The organism is Herbaspirillum sp. GCM10030257 (assembly GCF_042666555.1).
Lineage (GTDB): Bacteria > Pseudomonadota > Gammaproteobacteria > Burkholderiales > Burkholderiaceae_D > Noviherbaspirillum.
In genome coordinates this window covers 88,222-111,378 of the sequence record NZ_JBHTDH010000002.1, presented here as the reverse complement: position 1 = coordinate 111,378, position 23,157 = coordinate 88,222, and the positions used below count along the sequence as shown (strand labels likewise).

The following is a 23,157-nucleotide window of genomic DNA, read 5'->3' as shown; positions in this document are numbered from 1 at the left end:
TTGGCATTACAATTGCTGGCAGCCACTGCTCTTTATTTTCTGTTCCGCCAGGTTTGGCCGGGCGCAGGGATAACGAGCGCAGTGGTTTTAAGTCTACTGTCGGTGGTGCTGGTACGCATGGCCATCTCAGTCAACAACTTTGTGATGGCCTCGCGCACACGGAGTAAATTGCCTGTGCAATATCGGATCGGCTTATGGGATACAGTTCGCCTGTTCATGAGCGAGTTTAGCGCGTCCATGATTACGTCATCCTGGACCATGCCCTTCCGTGGCTTTTCGACGCGCGTACCGGATCACCCGCAAGGGTTACCGGTTTTACTGGTACATGGATACGGTTGCAACAGCGGCTATTGGCATTCCATGAGCAAGGCTTTGTCGGATGCACAGATCGTTCATCATGCGATCGATATGGAACCGGTCATTGGCAGTATCGACGACTATGCGGTACAAATTCATGAAGCGGCGGAGGCCTTGTGCCGAAAGACCGGGCAGCAACAGCTTGTCATCGTTGCGCATAGCATGGGCGGCCTGGCAACGCGTGCGTATCTGCGCGATTACGGCAGCGCACACATTGCCAAGGTCATTACCCTCGGCACCCCGCACCATGGCACTGCGCTGGCTCACTTTGGGGTAGGCATCAATACACAGCAGATGCGCTGGACGGCCACCGAAGAGGAAGGACTTGCCAGCGACTGGTTGCGTCAGCTGGCCAATGAGGAAGATGCGCAGGTATATCGCCTTTTCGTATCGATCTATTCGCATCACGACAATATCATTTCACCGCAAACTTCCTCCCATCTTGATGGGGCGAAGAACATCGAATTCCATGCGATCGGCCACGTCGCCCTGGGAATGCACCCGGTGATCCAGGCTGCCGTCATACGCGAGATTCGCGACGCATCGCGTCATCTGATTGGGGTACCCGGTTGCCATGCATCCGCATAGGCCAGGTATGACATTGACATTGCCATTGGCATTGCCATTGGCTTGGTATCTCCCAACCCGCTATAACCATCCTGCCTTGCGGAAGCGATAGTACAAATAGCCGCATAGCAGCGTGATGAAACCGACTGCTGCGGGGTAGCCATATTTCCAGTGCAGTTCCGGCATGACTTCGAAGTTCATTCCCCATATGCCGACGAAAGCGGTCGCGACAGCAAAGATTGCGGCCCATGCCGCAAGGCGCTTATTGATTTCGCTGCCGTTGATCGCCACCATGGAAAGATTGACCTGAATTGCGGTGCCTATCGTATCGCGGATGGTATCGATCGATGCATTAATGCGATACAGATGGTCATATACATCGCGGAAGTATTCCTGCGTATTGACGCAGATGCGCGGGACACGTCCGCCATACAGCTTGGCGACCGCCTCCATCAGCGGCGTGACCGCATGCTTGAGTATCGTCACCTTGCTTTTGAGCTGATAAAGCCTTTCTATATTGGCGCGCTCGGTACCGCTGGCGAAGATATTTTCCTCGATCACTTCCAACTCGGACTCGATGGCATCAAGGACGGGAAAATAACGGTCGACGACAGCATCCATCAGCGCATAGAACACAAAGGCAGATCCCTGCTTCAGCAGTTGCGGTTCGCGCTCGCAACGCGCCCGCACACCCAGAAATCCCTGGGTACTGTGATTGCGGACCGACACGACATAATTTTCCTCGACAAACACATCCAGTTCGCCAACAACGAGTTCGCCCCCGACCATTTCCACTGTGTGCATGACACCGAACAACGATTCGCCATACTCTTCGATCTTGGGACGCTGGTGGCCATGCAATGCATCTTCCACGGCCAGTTCATGCAGCGAGAACTGATCCTGCATGTATTTAAGTTCATCGGGCTCCGCATCCTTCAAGGCGACCCAGACAAAGCAATCCGGACAGTGAAGATAAGTGCCGATCTCGCCTATGGGAACATCGGCCAGACGTTTTCCGTGCTGGTAGGCAACGCAGTTGATAAGCATGGACGGACTCCGAGAATGTTTGTTAAACCGCGATGCCTGATTGCATGCCGGTTAGCAAATACGAATCAATCGTACCTACCCTTTCGGAGATAACGCAGGCTTGCAAAGGACGCGGATATTACTTTTTCGGCTGAATTTATTAAAGCTTACCTTCAAACAAATTAAATTTTCCGAGAGAAATCAAATTCTGAGAATTCTTTACTATGTGTAACGCATGGCTATACCGCATGTATTTCGGAAAGCCTGCTTATCGACATCTTCATATGATCAAAATGGAACTTTATCGTACAAATGCAAACTGACTTGCATGACGCGATACGCCGCCAGAGTTGCGGCTCCATCGATGCCGCGCATAGCCCTTTTATTTCCTCACTACAAGGAGCCAACATGAAGCGAATTATCGCTGCGATCGCATCGACCGTTGCCCTGTCGTTTGCCAGCTCTGCCAGCTGGGCGGCCGACCTGATCGAAACTGCTTCCACGGCAGCCACGTTCAAGACCTTTCTTTCTGCAGCCCAGGCATCTGGCGTAGCCGACCAGCTCAAGAACTCGGGACCATACACGGTGTTTGCCCCAACCGATTCCGCGTTCAAGAAACTCCCCCCTGGCACTATGGACGACCTGATGAAAGATAAGGAAAAACTGGCTGAAGTCGTGACACATCACGTGGTGCCTGGAAAGATCGCCGTAGCGGATGTCAAACCAGGCAAGGTGAAAACCGTACAAGGAGACGAAGTCACTCTTACGTCAGACAATGGCAAAGTCACTGTCGAGAACGCCAATGTGATCCAGAGCGACGTCATGGCGGATAACGGCGTCATTCATGAAATCGACACTGTCATCCTGCCTCAGAAGTAAGCTCCCGCTCTAAGGACCGATGCCTGCGTCAGAAGCGCAGGCATTCTCCCTTCTGACCATTTCCGCAGCGAGCAGTGATCATAGCTTGCGCTCCGCCCGGCTCCTTGCGTTTTACCGTCGTACTGGAAGAGCGCAACGGTATATATCCGGTACGCCATTCAACTCCATTCAAGACGTCACGCCGTCTTTTCGGACGCGTGAATCTTCCAGCAATGGACATCATTTCCAGCGCTGCTCCTCTCCAAGCTTTTTTATTTCCAGTGACTATAATTGCCACCTGAATTGCCAGCATGCACAATAGGCGGAAATAGAACGGCGATTCAATTCGTCATCACGGAGAACCTCATGGTCAAGAAGTTGAAAGCGCTCAGCCAGTCCGACGACGAGCAGCTGGCGGAAGCCGTGCGTGCATCAGCTCAACAGATATGGCAGGCAGGCCTGGGCGCGTTTGCCAAGGCGCATGGCAGCGGCGGCAAAGTGTTTGCAAAGCTGGTCAAGGAAGGCACCGAGGTGCAACAGCAGGCGCGGCAACTGGTCGAGGGCAAGACCGGGGGAGCGAAATCTGCTGTCGGCAAATCCGCTGACGTCGTCCGCAAGCGGGCATCCGGGTCATGGGATAAGCTGGAGCAGATCTTCGAAGAGCGCGTAGCCCGTTCGCTGAAACGACTCGGCATGCCTTCGCAAAGCGAAATCGACCTTCTGACAAAACGGGTCGAGCAGTTAAGCAAAACGGTCGCTGCACTTTCGGGCAAAAAGACTCCCACGGCAAAGGCCACCGCGAAACCCGTAACGACGAAGACAGCGGCAAAGAAAACCGTCAAAAAGGCATCAGGCGTTGCGACCAAAACCAGGCTTGCTACAAAGCCCGCTGCAAGGAAATCAACAAAACAGAAGGCTGGATAATCATGTTGGCGAAATGAGCGATCGACAGTCTTCAAGCCCAATACAAATGACCACCTTTCAAAGCCCGCGACTGCATCCTGTCCGATTTATCAATGTTATCCTTGCCGAAGAACGAGAATAGAAATGGGAGGCAGCCAGCATGCAACATAAAGCCCCTCGGCGTACACGGGAGCGTATCCTTGAACTGTCGCTCCGACTGTTCAACGAATTTGGCGAACCCAATATCACCACCACCGTCATTGCTGAAGAGATGAACATCTCGCCCGGCAATCTGTACTATCACTTCCGCAACAAGGACGATATCGTCAACTCGCTGTTTGCCCAGTTCGAGGCGGAGATCGGCCGCATGCTCGCCGTACCCGCCGATCGCCGGCCGAACATCGAGGACGTCTGGCTTTACCTGCACCTGATGTTTGAACTGGTATGGCGTTACCGCTTCTTCTATCGCGACTTGAGCGACCTGCTCTCCCGTAACCGCAAGCTGGAATTGCACTTCAAGCAGATCCTTGCGCACAAGATCAAGGTGGCGCAGCAGCTGTGCCTCGGGCTGCGTGCCGACCAGGCACTGGAAGCCAATGACCTCGAGATCGATGCGCTGGCGACTAACATGGTGGTCGTTGCAACCTACTGGTTGTCGTATGAATATGTGCGCAATCCGCGAAAATACAGCGAGCAGGAAGCGATGGCCGAAGCGCTGGCGCGCGGTTGTTACCAGGTGCTTTCCCAGATCGGACCTTACTTGCGGGGCGAGACACGACTCTTGTTCGAAAAGCTGGCGGAAGAGTATCTGAAGAAGCTTAAGTAAGCGCTGGATCCTCTGTCTTCGGTTCTCTTCCTTACGTTGATCATAAGCGTTACAACCTTGTTCTTACGCCGATTCTGCTCATCCCGCTGCTCGTACTGACGCTTATCGCTATACTTTAAAACACGACGCCGTACTGTGCGGCGCATCTTTTTCAAAGTTGAAATGAAATCTCTCTGTGTATATTGTGGGTCTTCCGCTGGCGCCTCTCCGGTCTATGCGGAGGCGGCGCGCCGACTGGCCAAAGTCATGGTCGATAACAATATTGCGCTGGTCTACGGCGGTGGAAACGTTGGCCTGATGGGCGTGATCGCCGATGAAGTGCTTCGCCTTGGCGGCGACGCAACCGGGATCATCCCGAAAGCATTGATGGACAAGGAAGTGGGCCACCACGGCCTCACACGCCTGCATATCGTCAAGGATATGCATGAGCGGAAAGCCATGATGGCGGAACTGTCGGAAGGATTTGTTGCCATGCCAGGCGGGATCGGCACGCTTGAAGAACTGTTTGAGGTATTCACCTGGTCACAGCTCGGTTTTCATGAGAAGCCGATCGGGCTGCTGAACGTCAATGGGTTTTACGATGGCTTGATCCGGTTCCTCGAACACGTCGTTCAGGAGCGTTTCCTGCGCGCCGAACAGGCGAGCTTGCTGGTGCATGCACCGGAACCCGATGCGCTGGTCGAGCTACTGAAGAATTATCGTCCGCAGCGATATGAAAAAACATTCGATCGGGTAACGGCAGGCAAGATCATTTAAAAAACTGGCGGACAACGCGTTGCTATTAGCGCTGAAGCTGACTTAGCCGCGCATCGACAAATGCCTGCAGTTCCGGCGACAAACCATTGCTGGATTTGGCGCGCCTGAATGCTTCCTGTGCGTCCGCCATCTTTTGCTCCGCTTGCAACGAGATGCCCAGCCCCATCCACCATACGCCATTTTGCGGCGACTTTTGCAGCGCCAGAAGGTACTGATCGGCCGCTTTTCTGTGCTGGCCATCCCGTTGCAGTAAAGCCGCCAGGAAAGCCAGATAGTCGGCCCGTTCCCTTGCATGCACAAGGCTGCGATCCAGGGTCTCGATGGCCGAACGCAATTCACCTTTTTCCAGCTGAAGACGAGCAAGGATCATCGCCAGGCCGGGCTGGGCGGGATCGATGACGATACCTTCACGGGCAATCAGCAAGGCGTCTTCAGTGCGCCTGTTTTCGATCAGCACGCCGACCAGCGTCTGACGGGCCGCCGCATGTCTGGGGTCGAGTTGCAGAGCATTATCCAGACCTGCGACCGCCTCCGTCGTCCTTCCCTGCTGGAGTAAATCAACCGACTTCCGGTATTCGTTTTCGGCACGTTGCTGCGGGGTGAATTCCTTGATCTGTTTGCCGGCATTCGCCTGTGAGGGTGCCTCGCCTTGCGTCGTAGAGGTATTGACGGCAGGTCGTCCCGCAGAAACAGGTTTTATACGTTCAGGTTCAGGGATGTCGACAGGTTTTCCGCGCTTATCGCGTACCGATTCCGGATGCTGGACCTCCGCAGCCTTCACGACCACAGCATCGGAAGGACTTATCACTGGCTTTGCCTTGGGGGCTTGATTAGCCTTGGGGCTCTCGGTGACTTCAGCAGCAACGGATGGGGAAGGCTTGGAAGGAACGTTCACCCCTTGCGGTACCGCTTGTGCCCGTATCAAGGCAGGATCAGGTGCCAGCATCTGGCTTGCTGATGACTCAATCGCTGGAACCGGCATTGACGTCGCATTTGCTGCTGCTGGAAGTGCAAGCGTTTTTCTCGACTCGGCAGTCGGCAAGGCACCAGGAGCATTCGCGCTTGTTGCGGTATCCGGCTTGAGAAACAATTTGGCATCCGACATGGAACCTACCACCGGCGTGCGCAACAATACCCAGCCCAGAAGGCTTGACGATACGATTGCCAGTGATCCTGCCACCCACCAGGCTGGATGAAGTCCTTTGCGGTCCGGTACGGCACGGATTTGCTGACCGTACGAATCGGTTCCTGTCACTTCTGAGCGCCGGGCGTCCAGATCTTTGAGCATTTGATTGATTAGGCTCATTGGAAGTACACCCATCCCATCCCTGTGCCAGCCACGACCAGCGCTGCGGTGCCAAACCATATCCATGGCGACAGCTGTTTTCGAGCCGACCCCGTATCGTTTGCAGCAGCTTTAATATGGCGAGCATTGACCTGCTGCTTACCTTCCCCGTATGCCAGCATCAAGGCCTTGTGCGAAAGAATATTGACAAGACGTGGTATGCCTCCGCTTGTGGCAAACACTTTCTTGATAGCGCCGCGGTCGAACAGGCGACTTCCGGCATATCCGGCAACACTTAGCCGATGCGATACATAAAATTCCGTGTCTTCCTGCGACAGTGGGCCAAGGTGGTAATGAAACGTAATGCGCTGATTCAACTGGCGTATCGCTTCCTGGTTCAGTTTCCTGTCAAGCTCGGGCTGACCGAACATGACAATCTGAAGCAGTTTGCGCTTCTCCGTCTCCAGATTGGTTAGCAGACGCAGCGCCTCGAAGGTTTCCAGTGGCATGGCCTGCGCCTCGTCAAGGCACAGCACGATACGCTTGCCCTCACCCGCCAGCACCAGCAAGCGATGATTGAGTGACTTGATCAGCTGATGCTGATCCACATCTTTTTCCTGCGGAATTTCAAGTTCGTCCGCCAGTGCCAGCATCAAGGTGCGCGGCTCAAGATAGGGATTAGGGACGTAGGCGGTCACGAAGCTCTTGTCAAGCGTCGCCATGAACTTACGGCAAAGCAATGTCTTGCCAACACCCACTTCACCAGTAATCTTGATAAAGCCTTCGCCGTTCTTGACAGCGACCAGCAGCGTGTTAAGTGCTGCCTGGTAGTTGGTACAGGCAAAGAAAAAACTCGTGTCCGGCGTAATGCCGAACGGTAGTTCGCGGAGGCCAAAATGGGACGTATACATACTGGTTACTGCGAGGCCTGATTTCTTGGAGCCATTCCCTGCACTCGTTGTTGGGTCTCCATCACGTCCTGCGCCCATGTCGCGCTTCCCTGGACAATGGTGGGCTTGAGGAGAATGACAAGCTCCCGTTTCTGTGTTGCCTGGCTGGTATTGCGAAACAGTGCGCCGACGCCGGGAGCACTACCTGCACCTGGCAACTGAGAACGGTCGGATGAAGTGGCCTGTCGCATCAAGCCGCCAATGGCGACGATCTGTCCATCCTGGCCACGGACGACGCTATCGGTTTCAGAAATCGTGCTGGAGGCGAGCGGCAAACTGAAGGAACCGGCAGCGCCCAGGTTCAGCGGTTTGTCAACGGTTGTCACATTGCTGACGGAAGGATGAATATGCAACGTGATATTTCCACTGTCGTCAATCTGTGGCGTTACGTCGAGCGCGACGCCCGAGAAGAATGGTTGAACGGTGACCGTGGGACTGGTCGTACTGCTGGTGCCTACCGCCGTTGTCGTCGTACTTACGTTGGTCACGAAGAATTCGTCGCGACCTACCTTGAGCACCGCCTTCTGGTTGTTGAGCGTCGCGATGCGCGGACTGGACAACACATGCACGTTCCCTTGGGTCTCAAGGAAGGATATCAACGCAGCAAAATTAGCCGTCTGAAAGGCAAGCCCGAACAAGGAGCCAGCAGCAGCAGCGGGTGCGGCAAGGGTAAATCCGGGAATGCCATTGACCGAATTAGCGTTGCCGCCAGTGAGCGCAGGCGAAGTGCTGCCGTCGCGCGGGCGAGGCGACAGGGTGGCGCCCGGCGATACCATACCCAGCGAAGACCGGCTGTTGCTCGACGCGTTGATGGATGCAAAGGAGGCCCAGTTGATACCGGACTGGAATCCGTCGTTCAACTCGACTTCCAGAATTTTGGCATCGATAATGACTTGCCGGTCGACCGCCAGCTGGGTCGCTTTCAGATAAGCCGACACATTGCGCAACTCGTCCCACATCCCTCTGACCAGCACGATGCCGGACTGCGGACTGATGACGACGCTGCGTCCTTCCTTATTGCCAATGATCGCCTCAAGAGACTGGCGAAGCTCGCCCCAGAAGTCGTTGGTCGACGTGGTGCTGATCTTGCTCGAATTAAGAGTGGTCGATGTCACGCCGGCTGGTTGTCCCCCTATGGGTGAAGTTGCGGTGTTGTTGCCTGCGTTCGTGCCAGTACCTGTGCCGGCAGACGAAATATCGCTGACCGAGCCGGAGGTGACGCGAATATCGGACGTACCCCTGCGGCTTCCAGTCAGGTAATTAACCTGGAAGACCTTGGTTTGTAGTGTCAGAGGTTTGACATAAATCCGGTTGCCTTCGACCTTATAGTCATAGCCGTACAATTCCCGAATCGCATCGAGCGCCTCAAGAACCGTCACATCCTTCAGGTTGACCGAGATATTGCCTGTCACATCAGGATGGACCAACATACTGTACTGCGTACCAGAGACGATCCCCATGAAGAATTGGGCAGCCGGCACATTATTGAACGTGACTCCGAAACGCTCTTCCAGCGGTTGCCGAGGCTTGGGGACTTCAATCTGGATAGGAGGAAGCAAGGCCGCAGCGACCGCGTCAGGCTGGGCAACCTGTGCCGAAGGCTGGGCGGACGCCCTGGACAATTCGGCATTGATCAGATCGAAGGTTTCGTGTCTTGGAGGTGCGGATGTACATCCGGCCAATCCCAGAATCACTATGGCTGACGTAATTTTTTGCACGCTGTACCTTACCATCATTGAGGCCCGCTGCCTGTTCTTGGTCTGTTGCGGCCCTGTTCGGACCGTCTTTGGACCTGAGGCAAGAGCTTCAAAGTCCTTGATTCCTTTCCATTGCGCAGAACGACCTCGTTTTCCGTGATTTTCACAACTTGTGCCTCACCGACCTTGTCCCCCACATGGACAATCTGACCATTGATTGTAGCGACGCGTCGCTTGGGCGAAATCAGTATGGATTGCAATTCAGGCGCGGCCGGAACCTTTTCCGTTTCCCGCTCATCTTTCTGCAAAGCCGCGGGCGGTCGAGTCGGATCCGGCAATGCCTGAGCTGCAGCGTTCATAGCTTGAGTTGCCATCAAATAAATCGTGGCCATTGTGACTGTTTTAATTGTTTTACTCAAATGTTGAGCCATTTTTTATCCAGGCTGAGCGTGAAGAGAGTCAACGTCAGACTCGAATCGGGATAGGCGTCGACATTCAACCTGGCTTTTGCCCAAAAAAGCTGCCATGGCATGCGCTCAAGCTGCTCAAGGTAATGTGTAATATCCGCATAGCTGCCTACAACGACAATCTCGACGCCATGCTTGTATACGGCCCCCGTGGGCTCCGCATGATCGGCCTTATTCTTTGATTCAGGCTTGCCAGCCTGAACAACGCCCGGAGCTGGAACAACCTCCAGAGGCTCATTCAACAGCGAGACCGACAACGTCTTCAACGATTTCAGGCGGAGACGCCCCTCGCGCTTGAGCAGATCTTCCAACAGCATGGGCATCTTGTCCGGCGAAACGAGACCATTTTGCATACCTGCCAGCTCGCTTTTGATCTTCGCCGATTGCTGCAGCAACTGCTGCAGGCGCAGCCGGATTGACGCATCCGGATCGACGTCATGCGACATCACGCGCTGCCGAATTTCAGCCTGCATTGCCGCAATCTGCTGCTGATCCTCATTGACCTTCTGGGCCAGTTTCTTTTGTTGCGAAAACTGGGGATCAACCAGAAAGCTGTTGACCAGCGATACCAGCACCAGCGCAGCAATCCCGAAGGCCATTGCGCGTTCGCGCAAGCTTAGTGCGTCTATCCTGATCGCGAGTTTTTCCCAGTATTCTTTCATTGTACGATCGCTCCCGAACCGGCCTGTTTGTTGGCATCCGAGGTCACGCCTGAAGACTTCAGTACGAATTCGACATAGCGCGCCGGGACCGGCTTGGCCGCGGCAGCTGCTGGGGCGTCCCCCGCCGTGCCAGGCGGCGGATCCACATCCGGAGTCACCATCGTCAGTTGCGAGAATGACTTGCCTTGCATGACCGTCTCTTTCTTGAGACGACTGATATATGTGGGCACAAGTTCAGGCTGCAGAGCGCGCCCGCGCAACTCGAATTCGTTGGCGACACCGTCGATTCCGAAACTGGTCAGCCAGAGTCCCTCGACAATCTGACGCGAAAACGCGCGCATGTACGCGGAATAGCCGTTCGTATTCCCCACGCCGCCACTGCGCACGAAGTCATATGCCTGGGTTTGTGACTGTAATTCCGTTTCCACATGTTGCAGTTGCGCTTCAATTTCCTTGCTTTTCTGCCGGGGAGGATAGTCTGCGCTGACTTTTGCCAGCTGGGCCTTGGTAGCGCTAAGCTGGGTTGCCGTGGCAGTGGCCTGTTCCTGCATCACACCCAGCTGCATCTGCGCATAACCGGCGACGACAAATGAGCCAAGCAGGATTGCGCCCAAACCCTGGGCCATCGTGACTGCTGAAAAGTGCTTTTTCTGTTTTAGAAAAATCGGGTTGAAGAGATTGATCTGCTGACTCACAGCGTCTTCTCCTCGTGCCGCAAGGCCGCGCCCAGCGTCATGAAATAACGCTGCTGCGACTGCGCCGATCCAAGGTCGGGAATTTTTGTGATATCGACTATCGATCCCAGATCAACGTTTTCGACGGGAATATACAGGTTCGTCGAAAGGTAATTGCGCAAGGACTCGCCTCCTTCGCCAAGCGGTGCGAGAAAAAGCCTTGTTACCGTGACGAACTGATATTGCCGCTCGAAGTGATCCAGCGAACGCTGCAGTTCGAGTGTGATTCTTTCATGGCAGGCAACGCGGTCATCCCCATAGGTCTGCTGCAACTGAGATAGCGAAACGTCAATCCGCCGCGTCAGATAGAGTTCACCCGAATAGGTGACCGTCAACAAGCCACCTTCTGCATCAAAGGAAAGAAATGCGACACCGCGACCTTCCGGCTCCAGCAAAGCCGAGATATTGCGTTGTGCCATGTCGGGAATATCAATGACCGACAAGGGGATCTTGACGCCTCCCAGCAAATCCTGTCGCGTCTGAATAACGTTATTGCGTGCCGCCACTGCGTACATGGTGTGCGTGCGACTTGATGAATTTTTATCAGTGGGAACGTCAAGTACATCAATGGTGGCGTCATCGATGTGAAAGTCCAGCATATCCTTGATACGCCAACGGATCGCCGCCTTGAGTTCCTCGGGCGGTACGGATGGCGCTTCGACTGACAGCATTTGGTATTCGCGCGGACCCAGCAGGGTGGAACAATGGTAATGCGACAGACTAAGCCCTTTGCCAAGCTTGTCCAATGCATCAGCGACAGAGAGGTTTTCCAGCGGCTCGAAGACCGCGGATTCGACCCTCGGCTTGCCATTTGGCGGTCGGACAACATGAACGGCGCAAATGCCGTCTGCGTGCAAACTAACGGCCATCCATCCCGGATTTTTTTTAGTTTTTGCAAAGGAAAACATGCTGTCGAAGTGAAGATGAGAAACCACCTGAACTTATGGGAATAAGCCCTTGCTGTCAATCAATTTCCCTATGTCAATCAGCAAACCAACAGACTTGTTTTAATCTATTTCCAAATAGAAACTAAAGTGGGTGTTAGTGGAAATCCCCTATGGGCAATCGCCCGGATTTGTGCCTATCGGACAAAAGGCAATTACCTGTCGCGCACGCTCAACGTAGCCCGCCGTGGTGGCGGCATTGTTATCCGGACAGACTGAGGAATTGCACGCTATTGCCTCAACCCGATAACCCCGTACCGATTGTGGCGTACCCGCCGCCGTTTCACCCTCAACAAAATTATCCGTTGCCGTGCAGCGCACGGTAACGCGGAGGCCATTGACTGCGGTCAGGTTCAAGGTCTGTGCGGCCCCATTGCAGTTGCCCGCAGTGCGCCAGATACCAGTCGGCTGAAAGATCTGGAACAGGCCCCAATCCGTCCCCGCCTTCGCCGCCTGCCATGCACGGGCCGATTCAATGTCCTGTGCCGAACCGAGCTGCTGTGCCGTACCGAACTTGACTATCGCTCCAGCAAGGGCGGCGAGAATGACAAGCACGACAATTGCCGCAATGGCACCAAAACCTTTTTGCGATCCCTGTCTTGTCATGGCACGTTGTCCACATGAGCCCCAAACGACAACGATACGGTTTCGTTGCTGTCGCTCAGGTCGAGTTGCATCCAGACGAAGCCACGTTGCTGCGTACTACCGATAGTGGGGTTGTAAACAAAATTGCAGCTTCTGACATTCCTGGTCACCACGGCAGCATCCGCTGTCGCCGGACAGGCTGTCGGATAAGCCGGCGTAAAGCCATGATGCAGCCGGTACAACGTGCCCTTTCCGTTGCCTTGCGCATCGACGGTGCCGTCCGCTCCCTCACAGACATAAAAGACTGCGGGCGCATTGCCATTATTGGCAACGATGCTGAATCGTCCGCCTGCATAACCGAGCGGGAACTGATGAGCGTTGAACGAGAGCCGCTGCTGCCCGAACGTCGCCTGCGGCGAACTGGCAATCGCTGTAATTGCGGCCCTGGTTGTACCCGCGTAGACGTCATTCGGATTCTGATTGCCGATCACAACCCAGTCGCCGACGGCAGGCAAGGTCGACATTGGCGACAACACGTCGAAACCGGTCGATGGCTGCGATGTATCGAGCGGCATGCTGCAGGTGGCAGTCGTACAGGTGGCGGCGTCGTTGGTGACATCCGACGCCAGGCGATAGCGTCCCCCGGTAATCGTTGGCAGCAACTCAAAGCAATGGTTGCTCGGGCTGCGGATCGAATTCGGCACCGCCATCCGGATATCACGCGCCATGCGCCGCAGTGCGGTATCGGCATTGTCGGTCAGACCGGCCCTGCGCCGCGCATCGAAATAGCTGTTTGTTGCCGGAATGAAGAAGACCATCAGCCCCGCCGCAATAACACCGGTAAGGGCAATGACGATCACGAGTTCGACCAGGGTGAAGCCGCGAACGCCTATGCTTGAGCTTGCCCTCCTGTGCTCATGTATTTCCGCTCTCTTATGCGTGGCAGGATTGTTCATGGTTCGTCAGGCGGCAGTCCCGCTGCATAATTGGTACGCCAGCCGACCAGTGCCAGAGATTCGGCACCGTGCGTCACCGTCACGGTAATCTGGTACACGTTGCCGCCAGCAAGATTGCCATTGCCCGACACCGTATTCAGAATGCCTGCCTGATTCACCGCTACAGCGACGTTATAGCTGGACAGCGCCGGAATCAGCGTGCCGGTCGTATCACAGAAACCGACTGTGGTTTGCAGGCCGTTATAGTCGAGAATGTCATTGAACGCCTCGCGCGCAGGACAAGGTCCCGATGCGTTGGCCTGTGCCGGGGCGGCGGCTGCAAAGGGTTGCAAGCTAATTTCTTCCATCATGCCTTCGGCAATCGCCAGCATCTGCTTGCGGATCAACGGATCGGCGCTGCTTTTAACCACGGTCGTAAAAGCGCTCATCACTCCTGCGATACCGACACCAAGGATAACGATCGCCATCACCAGCTCGATCATAGTCATGCCGGTTTGCCGTCTAATTGACATAACCGGTTGCCCCCACCACGGTGATCGATGTGAGGCCAGTGATGCCGATCGAGTAATCGGTAATGACCCCGGCGCTTGACGTGACCACGCCGGAAGGTTGGAAGTAGATTTGTCCCGTGCCGGACGAGATCCGGTTGCCTGTGGTTTTTGCGTAGGGACTTTGCCCGTCTGGCGCATTCAGGGTCGTTGCCGTACAGGCTGTGGCCGGATTGGTCGCTGCAATGCGCAAGGTGACGCTGTCGGCCGCGATGTCCGCGCAAACCAGCCTGCGGTGGCTGACCGCGGATTTTTGTGCGTAGCGCAGCGCGGCGACCGCTTCATCACGAAACGCCGTCGCCCTGAAGTCATCGGTATTTGACATGCGCGGCAAGGCAACCACCGCGAGAATGCCGATCAGCACCATGATCATCACCAGTTCAACCAGAGTAAACCCGGTCTGGCAATGGCTTGACCACCTGTGGGCCGGCCACCGGCGCATCTGAATCTGATGCTGGCTGCGCCGGCCATGCCGAGTAATGCGGACCATCAGAACAGCTCCCGGATGTGGACTGCTCTTCTTGTCTCTGGGGTATAGATGCCAAAGGTCGCTCGTGCGGCCGGATCGTTTTGAAAAGTGGTGCCCGGCGCCCATTTTCCCTTGAGATAATCGTGGCTCCCGGCTGTTGCTGCGCACGCGACACCATCGCTCGGATCCGTGCCCAGGTCAGCGCAGATATCGACGGTGCCGGCGTTGACCGTACCGGGTCTGGTCAATGTGATCGCTCCCAGGCCACCGGTAATCTGAACATCGCCTCCCAGCGTCACCGGCCATGCAGACATCGTGTTGCTCTTGGCGTCCCGGTAGTTCGCCGCGCGCAACGCACCGGCAGCAATGCGCGTGCAACTGTCAGCGTTGTTAAGTATCCATGACTTTCCACTCCAGTACTGTGCTTGCACGGGCAGCGTGACATTTGCCTGCCCTTGTGCGGACGCGCTGAACAGTGCCAGCCGGCCAAAGCGAAGATTGTTGTTGGCCAGCGCAACCCGATTGGCATTCAGGTTCAGATCGCTTGCTTTGACCGTAATGCCATCGGTATCGCGGGGAACAATACCTATGGCCAAGTTTGGGAACGGACCGTCCTGTACAGCAACTCTCTCGAATATCACGTTTGCGCTGAACTTGTTGGCACCGTTGATCCAGCCACCAGCAGCAGCTGAAACAGCCCTCATACGGCTTGAATAATCCGTTGAATTTTGGAAGGCGCCGAGACCAAAGGAACCGTTGGCTCCTGCTACGGTAGAGGTCCACTGCGTAGCAAATCCGGCATCAGAGGGACTAAATGGATTGAGGAAAGCGTAGCTGTTACGGTAATTTTTCGTTACTCCACCGCTTGCATTGCGCGCGGTGAGTATAAAGTCTAGGCTGAAAGCTTCATCCATGTATGTGAACGTCGACTCAGGCTCACAGCCCAGTCGCCGTTTGATGCCTGGCGCCGTCACCGTGAAATGGTCTGGCGTGATGCGTCCTACCACATCGCTGAGAATCGGCACATTCAGTTTTGCTGCGCCCAGATAGTTCGTCACCGCATAGGTGCTGCCACCATTCCCACCGACCTTGAAATTGCCGACTTCGCTGTAACTGAACGCATTTGTCAGCGCCGCCGTGCCGGAGGCCAGCGTTGCCGTAGTCGGTGATAACGTGCCAAGTGTGTAGACGGTCGTATCCGTGGGGTCGTTTACAGGAGGCGCCAGCACAGGCGCCAGACTAACCACTCCTGCGTTGTTGGTCGTGCCATTGAAACTTGCAGTCAGTCCGGGATTGGCCGTGGCGATGGTTGCGGTGGTAATACCTGTATCCGGTATCCCGTCGCCGCGTTGCACACTCGTACCATCGGATTTTTGAGTATCAGCGCTTGCCACCCAGCGCCACGCACTCAAGGTCCCGCTGAATGGTGCTCCGGCTCTGGCAAAGGCGCCGGTGCCGGCGGGATTGGTTGTCGACCCAGCTGTAAATCCTGTCGCAGTAATGACGAAAGGACGCACGGTGAAATTAGAAGATATGCCTGTGACTGTATTGGTGCCGCTAGGTATACCGTTCAATTTCAAATTCAACGCATATTGCCCGACATCGGTTGTGCATAGGTAGAACGTGGCCTGTCCTGTGGAAAAATTAAGCGTGATTGGCGTGCCGCCAGTTGTCAACGGCGGCACAACAGTACCGGGGCATGATGCCGAGCTGGGATTGATGGTCGGGCCTGTGGCACCGGCAGGATGGTTCAAGCCAGGCACGTAATAGATGGTTCCGCTGTACTGGCCCGTCGTCGTTGTGGTGCTTTCACATGTGGAAACGGTTGCCCGCACGGCATGCGGTCTGCCGGCAACCGCGCCATAGGTCGGCGTCAACAGGTCGACGTCCGTGAGTGTCAGGCCGGTCGAATCGTCTGTAAATGTGATATTGCCGGACGATCCCTGCATCACATACGGCGATGCATAGACTGCATCCACCGCCGAAACCGTGACGGTTTCGGCAACGGAATCCCCCAGATACAAGATCACCGAACCATTTGTCAATGTCACTGTGTTGCCGGACAAACGTACACCGGCAGTGTTATACCACCGTAGGTTAGGCGTAGACGCAGTCAGGGTTACGGTGCCGTTGTAACTGCTTAAGGGTGTGCCAGTGCCATTGGCAGCACTCATGGCGGTGATCGTTACCTGGGGTCCGCGCAGCGCCGGCGTACACGTCGTCGAGGTGGCCGGACTGACACTGATGGCAAAGCTGGGCGTATTTGGCGATCCGATGGTGATATTGGCAAAATCCGTCTGGTTATCAGTAAGCCCGGCGATCGTCTGGGCCGTATTGACATAGGTGTGGTCTACCTTAGCATCGGCCGGAACCTGCATCTTGATATTCAACTTGGAGACGGTGCCGGCAGCGACAGAGGCAGGAGACCAGATAATCGACGTCGCCGTGCTGGAAACCCCGGTATTGGGATCTGTCGCCGTGTAAGTACCCGTAGTGACGGGAGGATCAAGCACATTGGACGGCGTGGACGAAATATAAGTCAATACCGGCGGCAGAAAGTCGGTGATCTTGACACCCGACATTGTGGAGCTGCCCGTATTGGCTAGATTGAGCGTAAAGGTCACCGTACTGCCGGGCGTAGGCGTGGCATTGTCGACGGTCTTGGTAAAGTTGGTGTTATTGCTCACGCATTGCGTGTATGTCGTCCCCGATCCAGTATTACTCGTCAGATCCCACCTGGGTCCGCCGTCGGGATCCCGCGCCATATCCTTGTTGCCGTAATTATTCAGCACCAGCATGTTGAACTGCTTGGGTTTTGAGGCCGAAGCTTCGGCCTGCGATGTCAACGACTTCGCAAGTTCGGGACAACCTGACGGGCTGTCAAGGTCAGGAAACCAGCTGCTTGCCGGAGATCCCGGCCACGGTTCGGGAGGTGCAGAATTATCGAAAACAAAGGCGTCAACATAGGCGCCTTCATTATCCTTGAGAAGCACGAGCGCATTCTGCTGTCGCAATCCGCCTGGTACGTTGGTAGTGAGCCAGGTCTTGTTGCTGACGGTACAGGCAATTGCTTTCGATGTATTGAGCGGATACGTGGTTTTAGTATCTTTGCCGGTATAGACGTCAATACTCCAGCCTTGCCAGCTTGCCGGGAAGGCGTTATTACTAGAGTAGACTTCAAGGAAGTTGGGTGGCGCGCTTCCGCCAGAGCCGAAGAAGTATTCGTTGAACCAGACTTTTTGGGGGGAGCCCCACTTCGCGGAGCAGGCGGCGTGGGCAGAACTGCTTAAAAGAACAAGAAAAATAGCTACAGTCCAAGCTATAACACTACAGAGCTTTACCTTCGTAATAAAACTGAGAAATATGTATCGCGGCAAATTAAAGTCTTGCGCGTTTTTGTGAAGACAAACGATTGTTGAAGCAATCATTACACTTAATTGACATACATACGAAGCGAAATAAAAAGTTTATGCGGTATTGAGTACGAAGCGTACAGCTCATTAAGCGCGTATTTGTTTCAACACTAAAGATGCGGCACCTATGCCTCATCCAATTATCCAACTGGATCAACGAATAAAGGGTAAAAAATTGCGATAGTAACGTTTATCAGTGATTAATATAAATAAGCAGCTTTTACAAACCTCTATTAGAAACCAATAATAACGGGAACATTGGTGTCTACTAAATAAGCCAATCTCATGTTCCCGTTTGGGTTTCTAATTTATCTTTAGGAAATAATGTGGATTGTAAAGTCAGCTGTTTTTGTTGAGTCGTCAACCGACTCAACTGTACATACCTGAGTTCCGCCTGTAACAGTACCCGCTGTAACTTTATATTTTGCGTCGAGCCCACCTTCTAAAAGATCTTTAGCATCTGCGCATCCTGTAATTGCAACTCCGTTTGTACTTTTTGCTGAGCGAGCTGCTTTATTTATACCTGAGGCCGCACCAAGTGCACCGGCCACTCCTTCGACCGCAGCAGTAGCTGCGTCATCTTTGAGATCCACAAATTTTGGCAATGCCGTCGCCGCCAAAATCCCCAAAATAACAATCACCATCACCAATTCAATCAGGGTAAATCCCGACTGGGCATTTTGCTTAATTTTCATTTTATTCCCTTTAATCAAGTAAAGGCCGCAGCCTTGTAAAATGGAGCCGCAGCTCCAATCGGGGAGTTTCCCACTGAAAAGATGGTTGCAGTTTTTTTTCCTGCTGTCAATTAAGTGTAAAGAAATCGCTGCATATTTCGACACTTTATAAGCGCCAATCGCCTCCCAGCAACACTCCTCCTAATCGGATGAATACGTACAGGCCACAAGCAATAAGAGCAAACGCTGGAAACTTTCTTCCTTGGAAGAAATATTTATCTACGACAAAGTAAAAACGGCTGTACTGCGCGAATAAATTGTTTAAAGAAACAGACTTATTTAAGGCGACTTCCAAGTCGCGCAAGATGCTCGGCTTGAAGGCGATGACGGCACCAAAGAAAGCGCTTAGCACCCCGGCGATCACAAAAAATACCCATACGGCGTCAACAAGTCCAAACGGATCTGTGCTGGCCAAACGCTCCATCTTCATTCTTCCCGACCGCAGCAGGAAAGCATTCAACACATACAGTGACCCGAACAAAATCGATATCCCGACAATCCGATGGTGCCGGTAAGCCCATCGTTCAAGCTGCCCCGGTTTACCAATGGTCTTGTTCACCAAGCCCATGTCTATCCAGCGACTCCAATAGCAGTTGATTTTTTCCGTTTGTGCCGGCGCGATCAGCAGTCCCAAGCCCAGCAATACCGCGATCACGCTGCCGCCCCATATCAGGAGCAACATCGAGCGCCAGACAATATCGTTGAACAGGTCCATCTCCATATCGGGCAGCATTGCTTTACCTGACCTCCCATTTATAGGGCTGTACTTCTCTAAACGTTACGCCGCCGACGTCGCCTGCCCTATCGTTTTTTTCCCCTGGCAAAGGAGTGTTGTAGGCCAGCCCCGTTTTAAAACGGATGGCTTTACCACCACCAGAAGAGACAAACTGGTCGCCTCGCTGAACCAGATAGACCACCTGCCGCGCCTTCAAATCGTAGTACCAGCTTCCGGCCGGTATGGTGCCGGGCTGCACCTCATAGTGCTCACCGGCGTAGTTCTTCTGCTGGTCACTCAACAAAGTGAACGGATTAATCTCAAGCAGTTTGGGTACATCCTCGCTACGCCCTCTTGCGATGAGTGCCGCCATCCGGATATTGAGTGCGCTTCGGATGGAATTGACGGTTTGCTCCATCGCGGCCTTTTCAGCCTGCTCCTGATAATCCACGAAACGTTCCGCCAGCTTCCCCGCAAACAGGGACACGACCATGAGGGAAAGAATCAATTCGAAAAGGGTAAAGCCCAGAGCACGCGCTCTGGAACGGACTGGCACTACCGTTTTCCCCTTTTTAATTTGCATTAGATTTATTTATTCAATGCTGCCTTGCCCAGATCCCAGATCGGCAGGAAGATGCCAAGCGCCAGAATAAGGATCAGTATGCCGAGACCGACAAGCAGGATAGGTTCGATTTTGGCACTCAGCGCTTTTACTTCGTAGTCGACCTCACGTTCATACATGGCGGCGATTTCTTCCATCAGGTCGTCGAGTTCGCCTGTCTCTTCGCCGACGGCGATCATCTGCAGAACGATAGGCGTAAAGACGCCGGTCGTCGTCGCAGTTCGAAGTACGCTTTCACCGCGTTCGACACCATCGCGCATCTGTTCGATGCGTCCGGCGATGTAGGCGTTATCGACGACCTGAGATACGACGCTTAAGCCCTGCACGATGGGGACACCGCTGCGTGAAGCAAGCGCAAAACTGCGCGCGAAGCGTGCGAGAGTGCCCTTATGAATGATCCCACCGGCCAGGGGAAGACGCAGCTTTAGTTTATCCCACTTGTACCTGCCAGCCGGCGTACCGATATACAGCTTGAATCCGATGGCGGTGGCCGCAACCAGGGCAAGGAGAAGCGGCCACTGATTGACCATGAAATTCGACGTGCCGATCAGAATCTTGGTCATGATCGGCAGCTCGGCCTTGAAGCCAGCATACACGCGAGAGAACGCGGGAATGACAAAGATATTGATGACGACTACCGCGATGACCATGGCGACGACAACAAACGACGGATATCGCATGGCCGATCCAATCCGTTCGCGCATGTCGCGCTCGAATTCCATATGGTTGAACAGCCGAAGGAAGATCTCGTCGAGCCGTCCCGTCATCTCGCCTACCCTTACCATGCTGACGTAGTAGGAGCTGAAGATGCCGGTATGTTTTCTCATCGCAGCCGATAGCTCGCGGCCCGAATCGAGACTTTCTCGCAGGTCCTTGAGCACCTTGGCGAAACTTTTGTTGATCGCCGACTCCTGCAGCCCGGCCAGGCCACGGAAGATAGGCACGCCGGATTTCAGCAGCGTGTACATCTGCCGGCTGAACAGCTGCACGTCGATAGGACGGATTTTCGGCTCGAAAAGCTTTGCAACCGCATTGTTCTCGGTATTGGACGCGGGCTTTCTGGTGGCGACAATTTCGACTGGCGTGACGCCGGTATTGAGCAGCTGTTCTGCAACGGCATTGCTGTCGATACTTTCGAGTACGCCCTTGAGTAGCTCTCCTTTTGAATTGCGCGCTTTATAGGAGAAATACGGCACGTCAATCCTCGAACTGGTTGCTGACGCGCATTGCTTCCGAAACCGTGGTGCGGCCGGCAATGACCAGCGCAACCGCATGCCTGCGCAGCGTTTCGCCGCCCATCGCAGCCTGGGCCACCTTCATGAAATGCGCCGGATCTTCCTGGCCTGCGGCGTCGGCCACGGCCTCGGTCATTTCGAGCATTTCATACACGCCGGTACGTCCACGATAGCCGGTGCCGTTGCAGTGCGAACATCCGCGGCCATGCAGATATTGTCGTGCGGCGACCGTATCACCCAGTTCAAATTTCAGCCACTCGGCTTCGTTAGGCTTGAGTTCATAGGGCGTGGCACAACTTTCACACACGACGCGCACCAGGCGCTGGGCCAGCACCGCCTGCAGGGAGGTCGACACCATATAACGTGGCACACCCATGTCCAGCAGCCGCACTGGCGTACTGACAGCATCATTGGTATGCAGTGTCGACAGCACCAGGTGACCGGTCAGCGCAGCGCGCATGCCGATCTGCGCGGTTTCCTGGTCTCGCATCTCGCCGACGAGAATGACGTCAGGATCCTGTCGCAATGCAGAGCGAAGCACGCGTGCGAAAGTGAGTTCGATTTTTTCGTTAACCTGCACCTGATTGATGCCCGGAAGACGGTATTCGACCGGGTCTTCAACGGTGATGAGCTTTCTTTCAGGGGAGTTAAGTTCAGCGAGTGCACCATAAAGTGTCGTGGTCTTACCGCTGCCCGTAGGCCCGGTCACAAGAACCAGACCGTTGGGTCGTTCCAGGATAGCGCGCAGCTTCCTGACCATTTTAGGCGGCATGCCAATTGAATCAAGTTTAAGCGTGCCATTGCCCTGATTGAGCAGACGCATGACGATGGATTCGCCAAACTGCGTGGGCATGGTCGAGATACGCACATCGATCGCTTGCTGTTTTACTTTCACCGCGAAACGTCCGTCCTGCGGCAGGCGCTTTTCTGAAATGTCGAGATCGGACATCAGCTTCAGGCGTAGAGCCAGTGACGGAGCGATCTTGATATCGGCCTCAGTCTGCAGGTGCATGACACCGTCGATACGAAACCGGATTTGCAGTCGTTCCGCCTGCGGCTCAATATGGATATCGGAAGCGCGTACCTGGGTGGCGTCATCAAACACCGATTGCAACAGCTTGACGACTGGCGCCTCTTCCGCACCGGTTGTTGCACCGGCGAGTGCGCCGAAATCCACATAGCTGTCGCCAAGTTCCTGTTCCAGCTCGCGTGCCAGATCGGTGATTTCGTCCGTACGGCGATAGATGCGGTCGACGACCTGCAGCAGCTCGCCTTCATTGACCACCGCAAGCTCGATGTTACGCTTGGCCGAGCGGGCAATTTCGTCGTACGCAAAAAGATCCGTGGGATCGGCCATGCCGATCACCAGAGAACTGCCCCGATCCTCCAGCGCGATTGCCCGGAATCGGCGTGCCTGCGTCTCAGGCAACAGCCGCACGATCTCGGAACGCACGTTGAAGAATTTGAGATTGATATACGGGATGTTGAGCTGCTTGGCCAGCGCGCCCGAGATTTGCTCCTCGGTGACGAAGCCGTTTTCAATGAAAACACGTCCGAGTTTGCGTCCGGTCCGCTTTTGCTCACCCAGCGAAAACTGTAGCTGCTCTTCTGACAGCAGCTTTTGTTGCACCAGAATTTCACCGAGGCGGACCTTTTCCGGCCGTGCCATACGCGCTCCTTACCGTGGACTTTACACGCGTATTTTAGCCAGATTCCCTTTGCCTTAGTGAATTGTTTTTATTGGGAAAATCCGCAATTGTGCCTTTGTAATGCCATCCCGATATGGTCCACGATCGTCTATGGATATACGGTGGTCCATGGTCATATGACCTGTATAGACCATATGGC

The 23,157-nt window shown here is 54.6% G+C and carries 23 protein-coding genes; 5 read left to right on the top strand and 18 right to left on the bottom strand.

All coding sequences use genetic code 11. The features are described 5' to 3' along the window. Nucleotides 1-945 carry an esterase/lipase family protein gene (locus tag ACFQUU_RS03035; RefSeq protein ID WP_382242475.1) on the top strand — a complete coding sequence of 315 codons (945 nt, stop codon included), beginning with the start codon at nt 1-3 and terminating at the stop codon, nt 943-945. Nucleotides 946-1,005: 60 nt separating this feature from the next. Here ACFQUU_RS03035 and corA read toward each other — a convergent pair whose 3' ends face one another. Further along, the gene (gene corA / locus ACFQUU_RS03030) at nt 1,006-1,971 is read right to left on the bottom strand and encodes a magnesium/cobalt transporter CorA (RefSeq protein ID WP_382242472.1); all 966 of its coding nucleotides are present in this window, start codon (nt 1,969-1,971) and stop codon (nt 1,006-1,008) included. Nucleotides 1,972-2,358: 387 nt separating this feature from the next. On the opposite strand from corA, the gene ACFQUU_RS03025 reads away from it, so the two are divergent. The 4 genes from ACFQUU_RS03025 (at nt 2,359) to ACFQUU_RS03010 (ending at nt 5,293) form a co-directional block, all read left to right on the top strand. Then, nucleotides 2,359-2,829, top strand: coding sequence for a fasciclin domain-containing protein (locus tag ACFQUU_RS03025; RefSeq protein ID WP_382242469.1), 471 nt, complete (start codon nt 2,359-2,361; stop codon nt 2,827-2,829). A 345-nt stretch (nt 2,830-3,174) separates the two neighbouring features. Further along, nucleotides 3,175-3,732, top strand: a complete 558-nt coding sequence (locus ACFQUU_RS03020; protein ID WP_382242466.1) for a phasin family protein — start codon at nt 3,175-3,177, stop codon at nt 3,730-3,732. Nucleotides 3,733-3,871: 139 nt separating this feature from the next. Beyond that, complete coding sequence (locus ACFQUU_RS03015) at nt 3,872-4,537, top strand: TetR/AcrR family transcriptional regulator (protein ID WP_057291655.1); 666 nt, start codon at nt 3,872-3,874, stop codon at nt 4,535-4,537. A gap of 162 nt (nt 4,538-4,699) precedes the next feature. Continuing rightward, nucleotides 4,700-5,293, top strand: a complete 594-nt coding sequence (locus ACFQUU_RS03010) for a TIGR00730 family Rossman fold protein (protein WP_382242463.1) — start codon at nt 4,700-4,702, stop codon at nt 5,291-5,293. A gap of 25 nt (nt 5,294-5,318) precedes the next feature. Here the strand turns inward: ACFQUU_RS03010 and ACFQUU_RS03005 are convergent, their stop codons facing one another. The 17 genes from ACFQUU_RS03005 to ACFQUU_RS02925 all read right to left on the bottom strand — a co-directional run bounded on the left by ACFQUU_RS03005 (nt 5,319) and on the right by ACFQUU_RS02925 (nt 22,978). After that, the gene (locus ACFQUU_RS03005; RefSeq protein ID WP_382242460.1) at nt 5,319-6,599 is read right to left on the bottom strand and encodes a tetratricopeptide repeat protein; all 1,281 of its coding nucleotides are present in this window, start codon (nt 6,597-6,599) and stop codon (nt 5,319-5,321) included. Next, nucleotides 6,596-7,489, bottom strand: a complete 894-nt coding sequence (locus ACFQUU_RS03000; RefSeq protein WP_382242457.1) for an ExeA family protein — start codon at nt 7,487-7,489, stop codon at nt 6,596-6,598. Before ACFQUU_RS03000 ends, ACFQUU_RS03005 begins: the two co-directional genes overlap by 4 nt. Nucleotides 7,490-7,494: 5 nt before the next feature. Next, entirely contained in the window at nt 7,495-9,261 is a 1,767-nt protein-coding gene (gene mshL / locus ACFQUU_RS02995; protein ID WP_382243357.1) for a pilus (MSHA type) biogenesis protein MshL, read from the bottom strand. Next, complete coding sequence (locus ACFQUU_RS02990) at nt 9,261-9,656, bottom strand: MSHA biogenesis protein MshK (protein WP_382242454.1); 396 nt, start codon at nt 9,654-9,656, stop codon at nt 9,261-9,263. Before ACFQUU_RS02990 ends, mshL begins: the two co-directional genes overlap by 1 nt. Further along, nucleotides 9,641-10,354, bottom strand: coding sequence for an MSHA biogenesis protein MshJ (locus ACFQUU_RS02985; protein ID WP_382242451.1), 714 nt, complete (start codon nt 10,352-10,354; stop codon nt 9,641-9,643). Before ACFQUU_RS02985 ends, ACFQUU_RS02990 begins: the two co-directional genes overlap by 16 nt. Further along, entirely contained in the window at nt 10,351-11,049 is a 699-nt protein-coding gene (locus tag ACFQUU_RS02980; RefSeq protein ID WP_382242448.1) for a PilN domain-containing protein, read from the bottom strand. The genes ACFQUU_RS02985 and ACFQUU_RS02980 overlap by 4 nt, the downstream gene beginning before the upstream one ends. Then, nucleotides 11,046-11,957 (bottom strand): agglutinin biogenesis protein MshI, encoded by a 912-nt coding sequence (locus ACFQUU_RS02975; RefSeq protein WP_382242446.1) that lies wholly within the window; start codon nt 11,955-11,957, stop codon nt 11,046-11,048. The genes ACFQUU_RS02980 and ACFQUU_RS02975 overlap by 4 nt, the downstream gene beginning before the upstream one ends. Before the next feature lie 186 nt (nt 11,958-12,143). Then, the gene (locus ACFQUU_RS02970; RefSeq protein ID WP_382242443.1) at nt 12,144-12,638 is read right to left on the bottom strand and encodes an MSHA biogenesis protein MshP; all 495 of its coding nucleotides are present in this window, start codon (nt 12,636-12,638) and stop codon (nt 12,144-12,146) included. Further along, nucleotides 12,635-13,573: a PilW family protein gene (locus tag ACFQUU_RS02965; protein WP_382242440.1), complete on the bottom strand. Its 939-nt coding sequence runs from the start codon at nt 13,571-13,573 to the stop codon at nt 12,635-12,637. Before ACFQUU_RS02965 ends, ACFQUU_RS02970 begins: the two co-directional genes overlap by 4 nt. Beyond that, nucleotides 13,570-14,085 (bottom strand): prepilin-type N-terminal cleavage/methylation domain-containing protein, encoded by a 516-nt coding sequence (locus ACFQUU_RS02960; protein WP_382242437.1) that lies wholly within the window; start codon nt 14,083-14,085, stop codon nt 13,570-13,572. Before ACFQUU_RS02960 ends, ACFQUU_RS02965 begins: the two co-directional genes overlap by 4 nt. Continuing rightward, on the bottom strand, nt 14,075-14,611 hold the full coding sequence (locus tag ACFQUU_RS02955; RefSeq protein ID WP_382242434.1) for a Tfp pilus assembly protein FimT/FimU: 537 nt from the start codon (nt 14,609-14,611) through the stop codon (nt 14,075-14,077). Before ACFQUU_RS02955 ends, ACFQUU_RS02960 begins: the two co-directional genes overlap by 11 nt. Further along, nucleotides 14,611-17,583: a DUF6701 domain-containing protein gene (locus tag ACFQUU_RS02950; RefSeq protein WP_382242431.1), complete on the bottom strand. Its 2,973-nt coding sequence runs from the start codon at nt 17,581-17,583 to the stop codon at nt 14,611-14,613. Before ACFQUU_RS02950 ends, ACFQUU_RS02955 begins: the two co-directional genes overlap by 1 nt. Nucleotides 17,584-18,317: 734 nt before the next feature. After that, a complete protein-coding gene (locus ACFQUU_RS02945) occupies nt 18,318-18,698 on the bottom strand; it encodes a type II secretion system protein (protein WP_382242428.1) in 381 nt (126 codons plus the stop codon). A 145-nt stretch (nt 18,699-18,843) separates the two neighbouring features. Continuing rightward, complete coding sequence (locus ACFQUU_RS02940) at nt 18,844-19,470, bottom strand: hypothetical protein (protein WP_382242425.1); 627 nt, start codon at nt 19,468-19,470, stop codon at nt 18,844-18,846. Between the two features lie 4 nt (nt 19,471-19,474). Next, nucleotides 19,475-20,035 (bottom strand): type II secretion system protein, encoded by a 561-nt coding sequence (locus tag ACFQUU_RS02935; protein WP_382242422.1) that lies wholly within the window; start codon nt 20,033-20,035, stop codon nt 19,475-19,477. Nucleotides 20,036-20,040: 5 nt separating this feature from the next. After that, entirely contained in the window at nt 20,041-21,270 is a 1,230-nt protein-coding gene (locus ACFQUU_RS02930; protein ID WP_382242420.1) for a type II secretion system F family protein, read from the bottom strand. A 1-nt stretch (nt 21,271) separates the two neighbouring features. Beyond that, nucleotides 21,272-22,978 (bottom strand): GspE/PulE family protein, encoded by a 1,707-nt coding sequence (locus ACFQUU_RS02925; protein WP_382242417.1) that lies wholly within the window; start codon nt 22,976-22,978, stop codon nt 21,272-21,274. Nucleotides 22,979-23,157 lie beyond the last annotated feature (179 nt).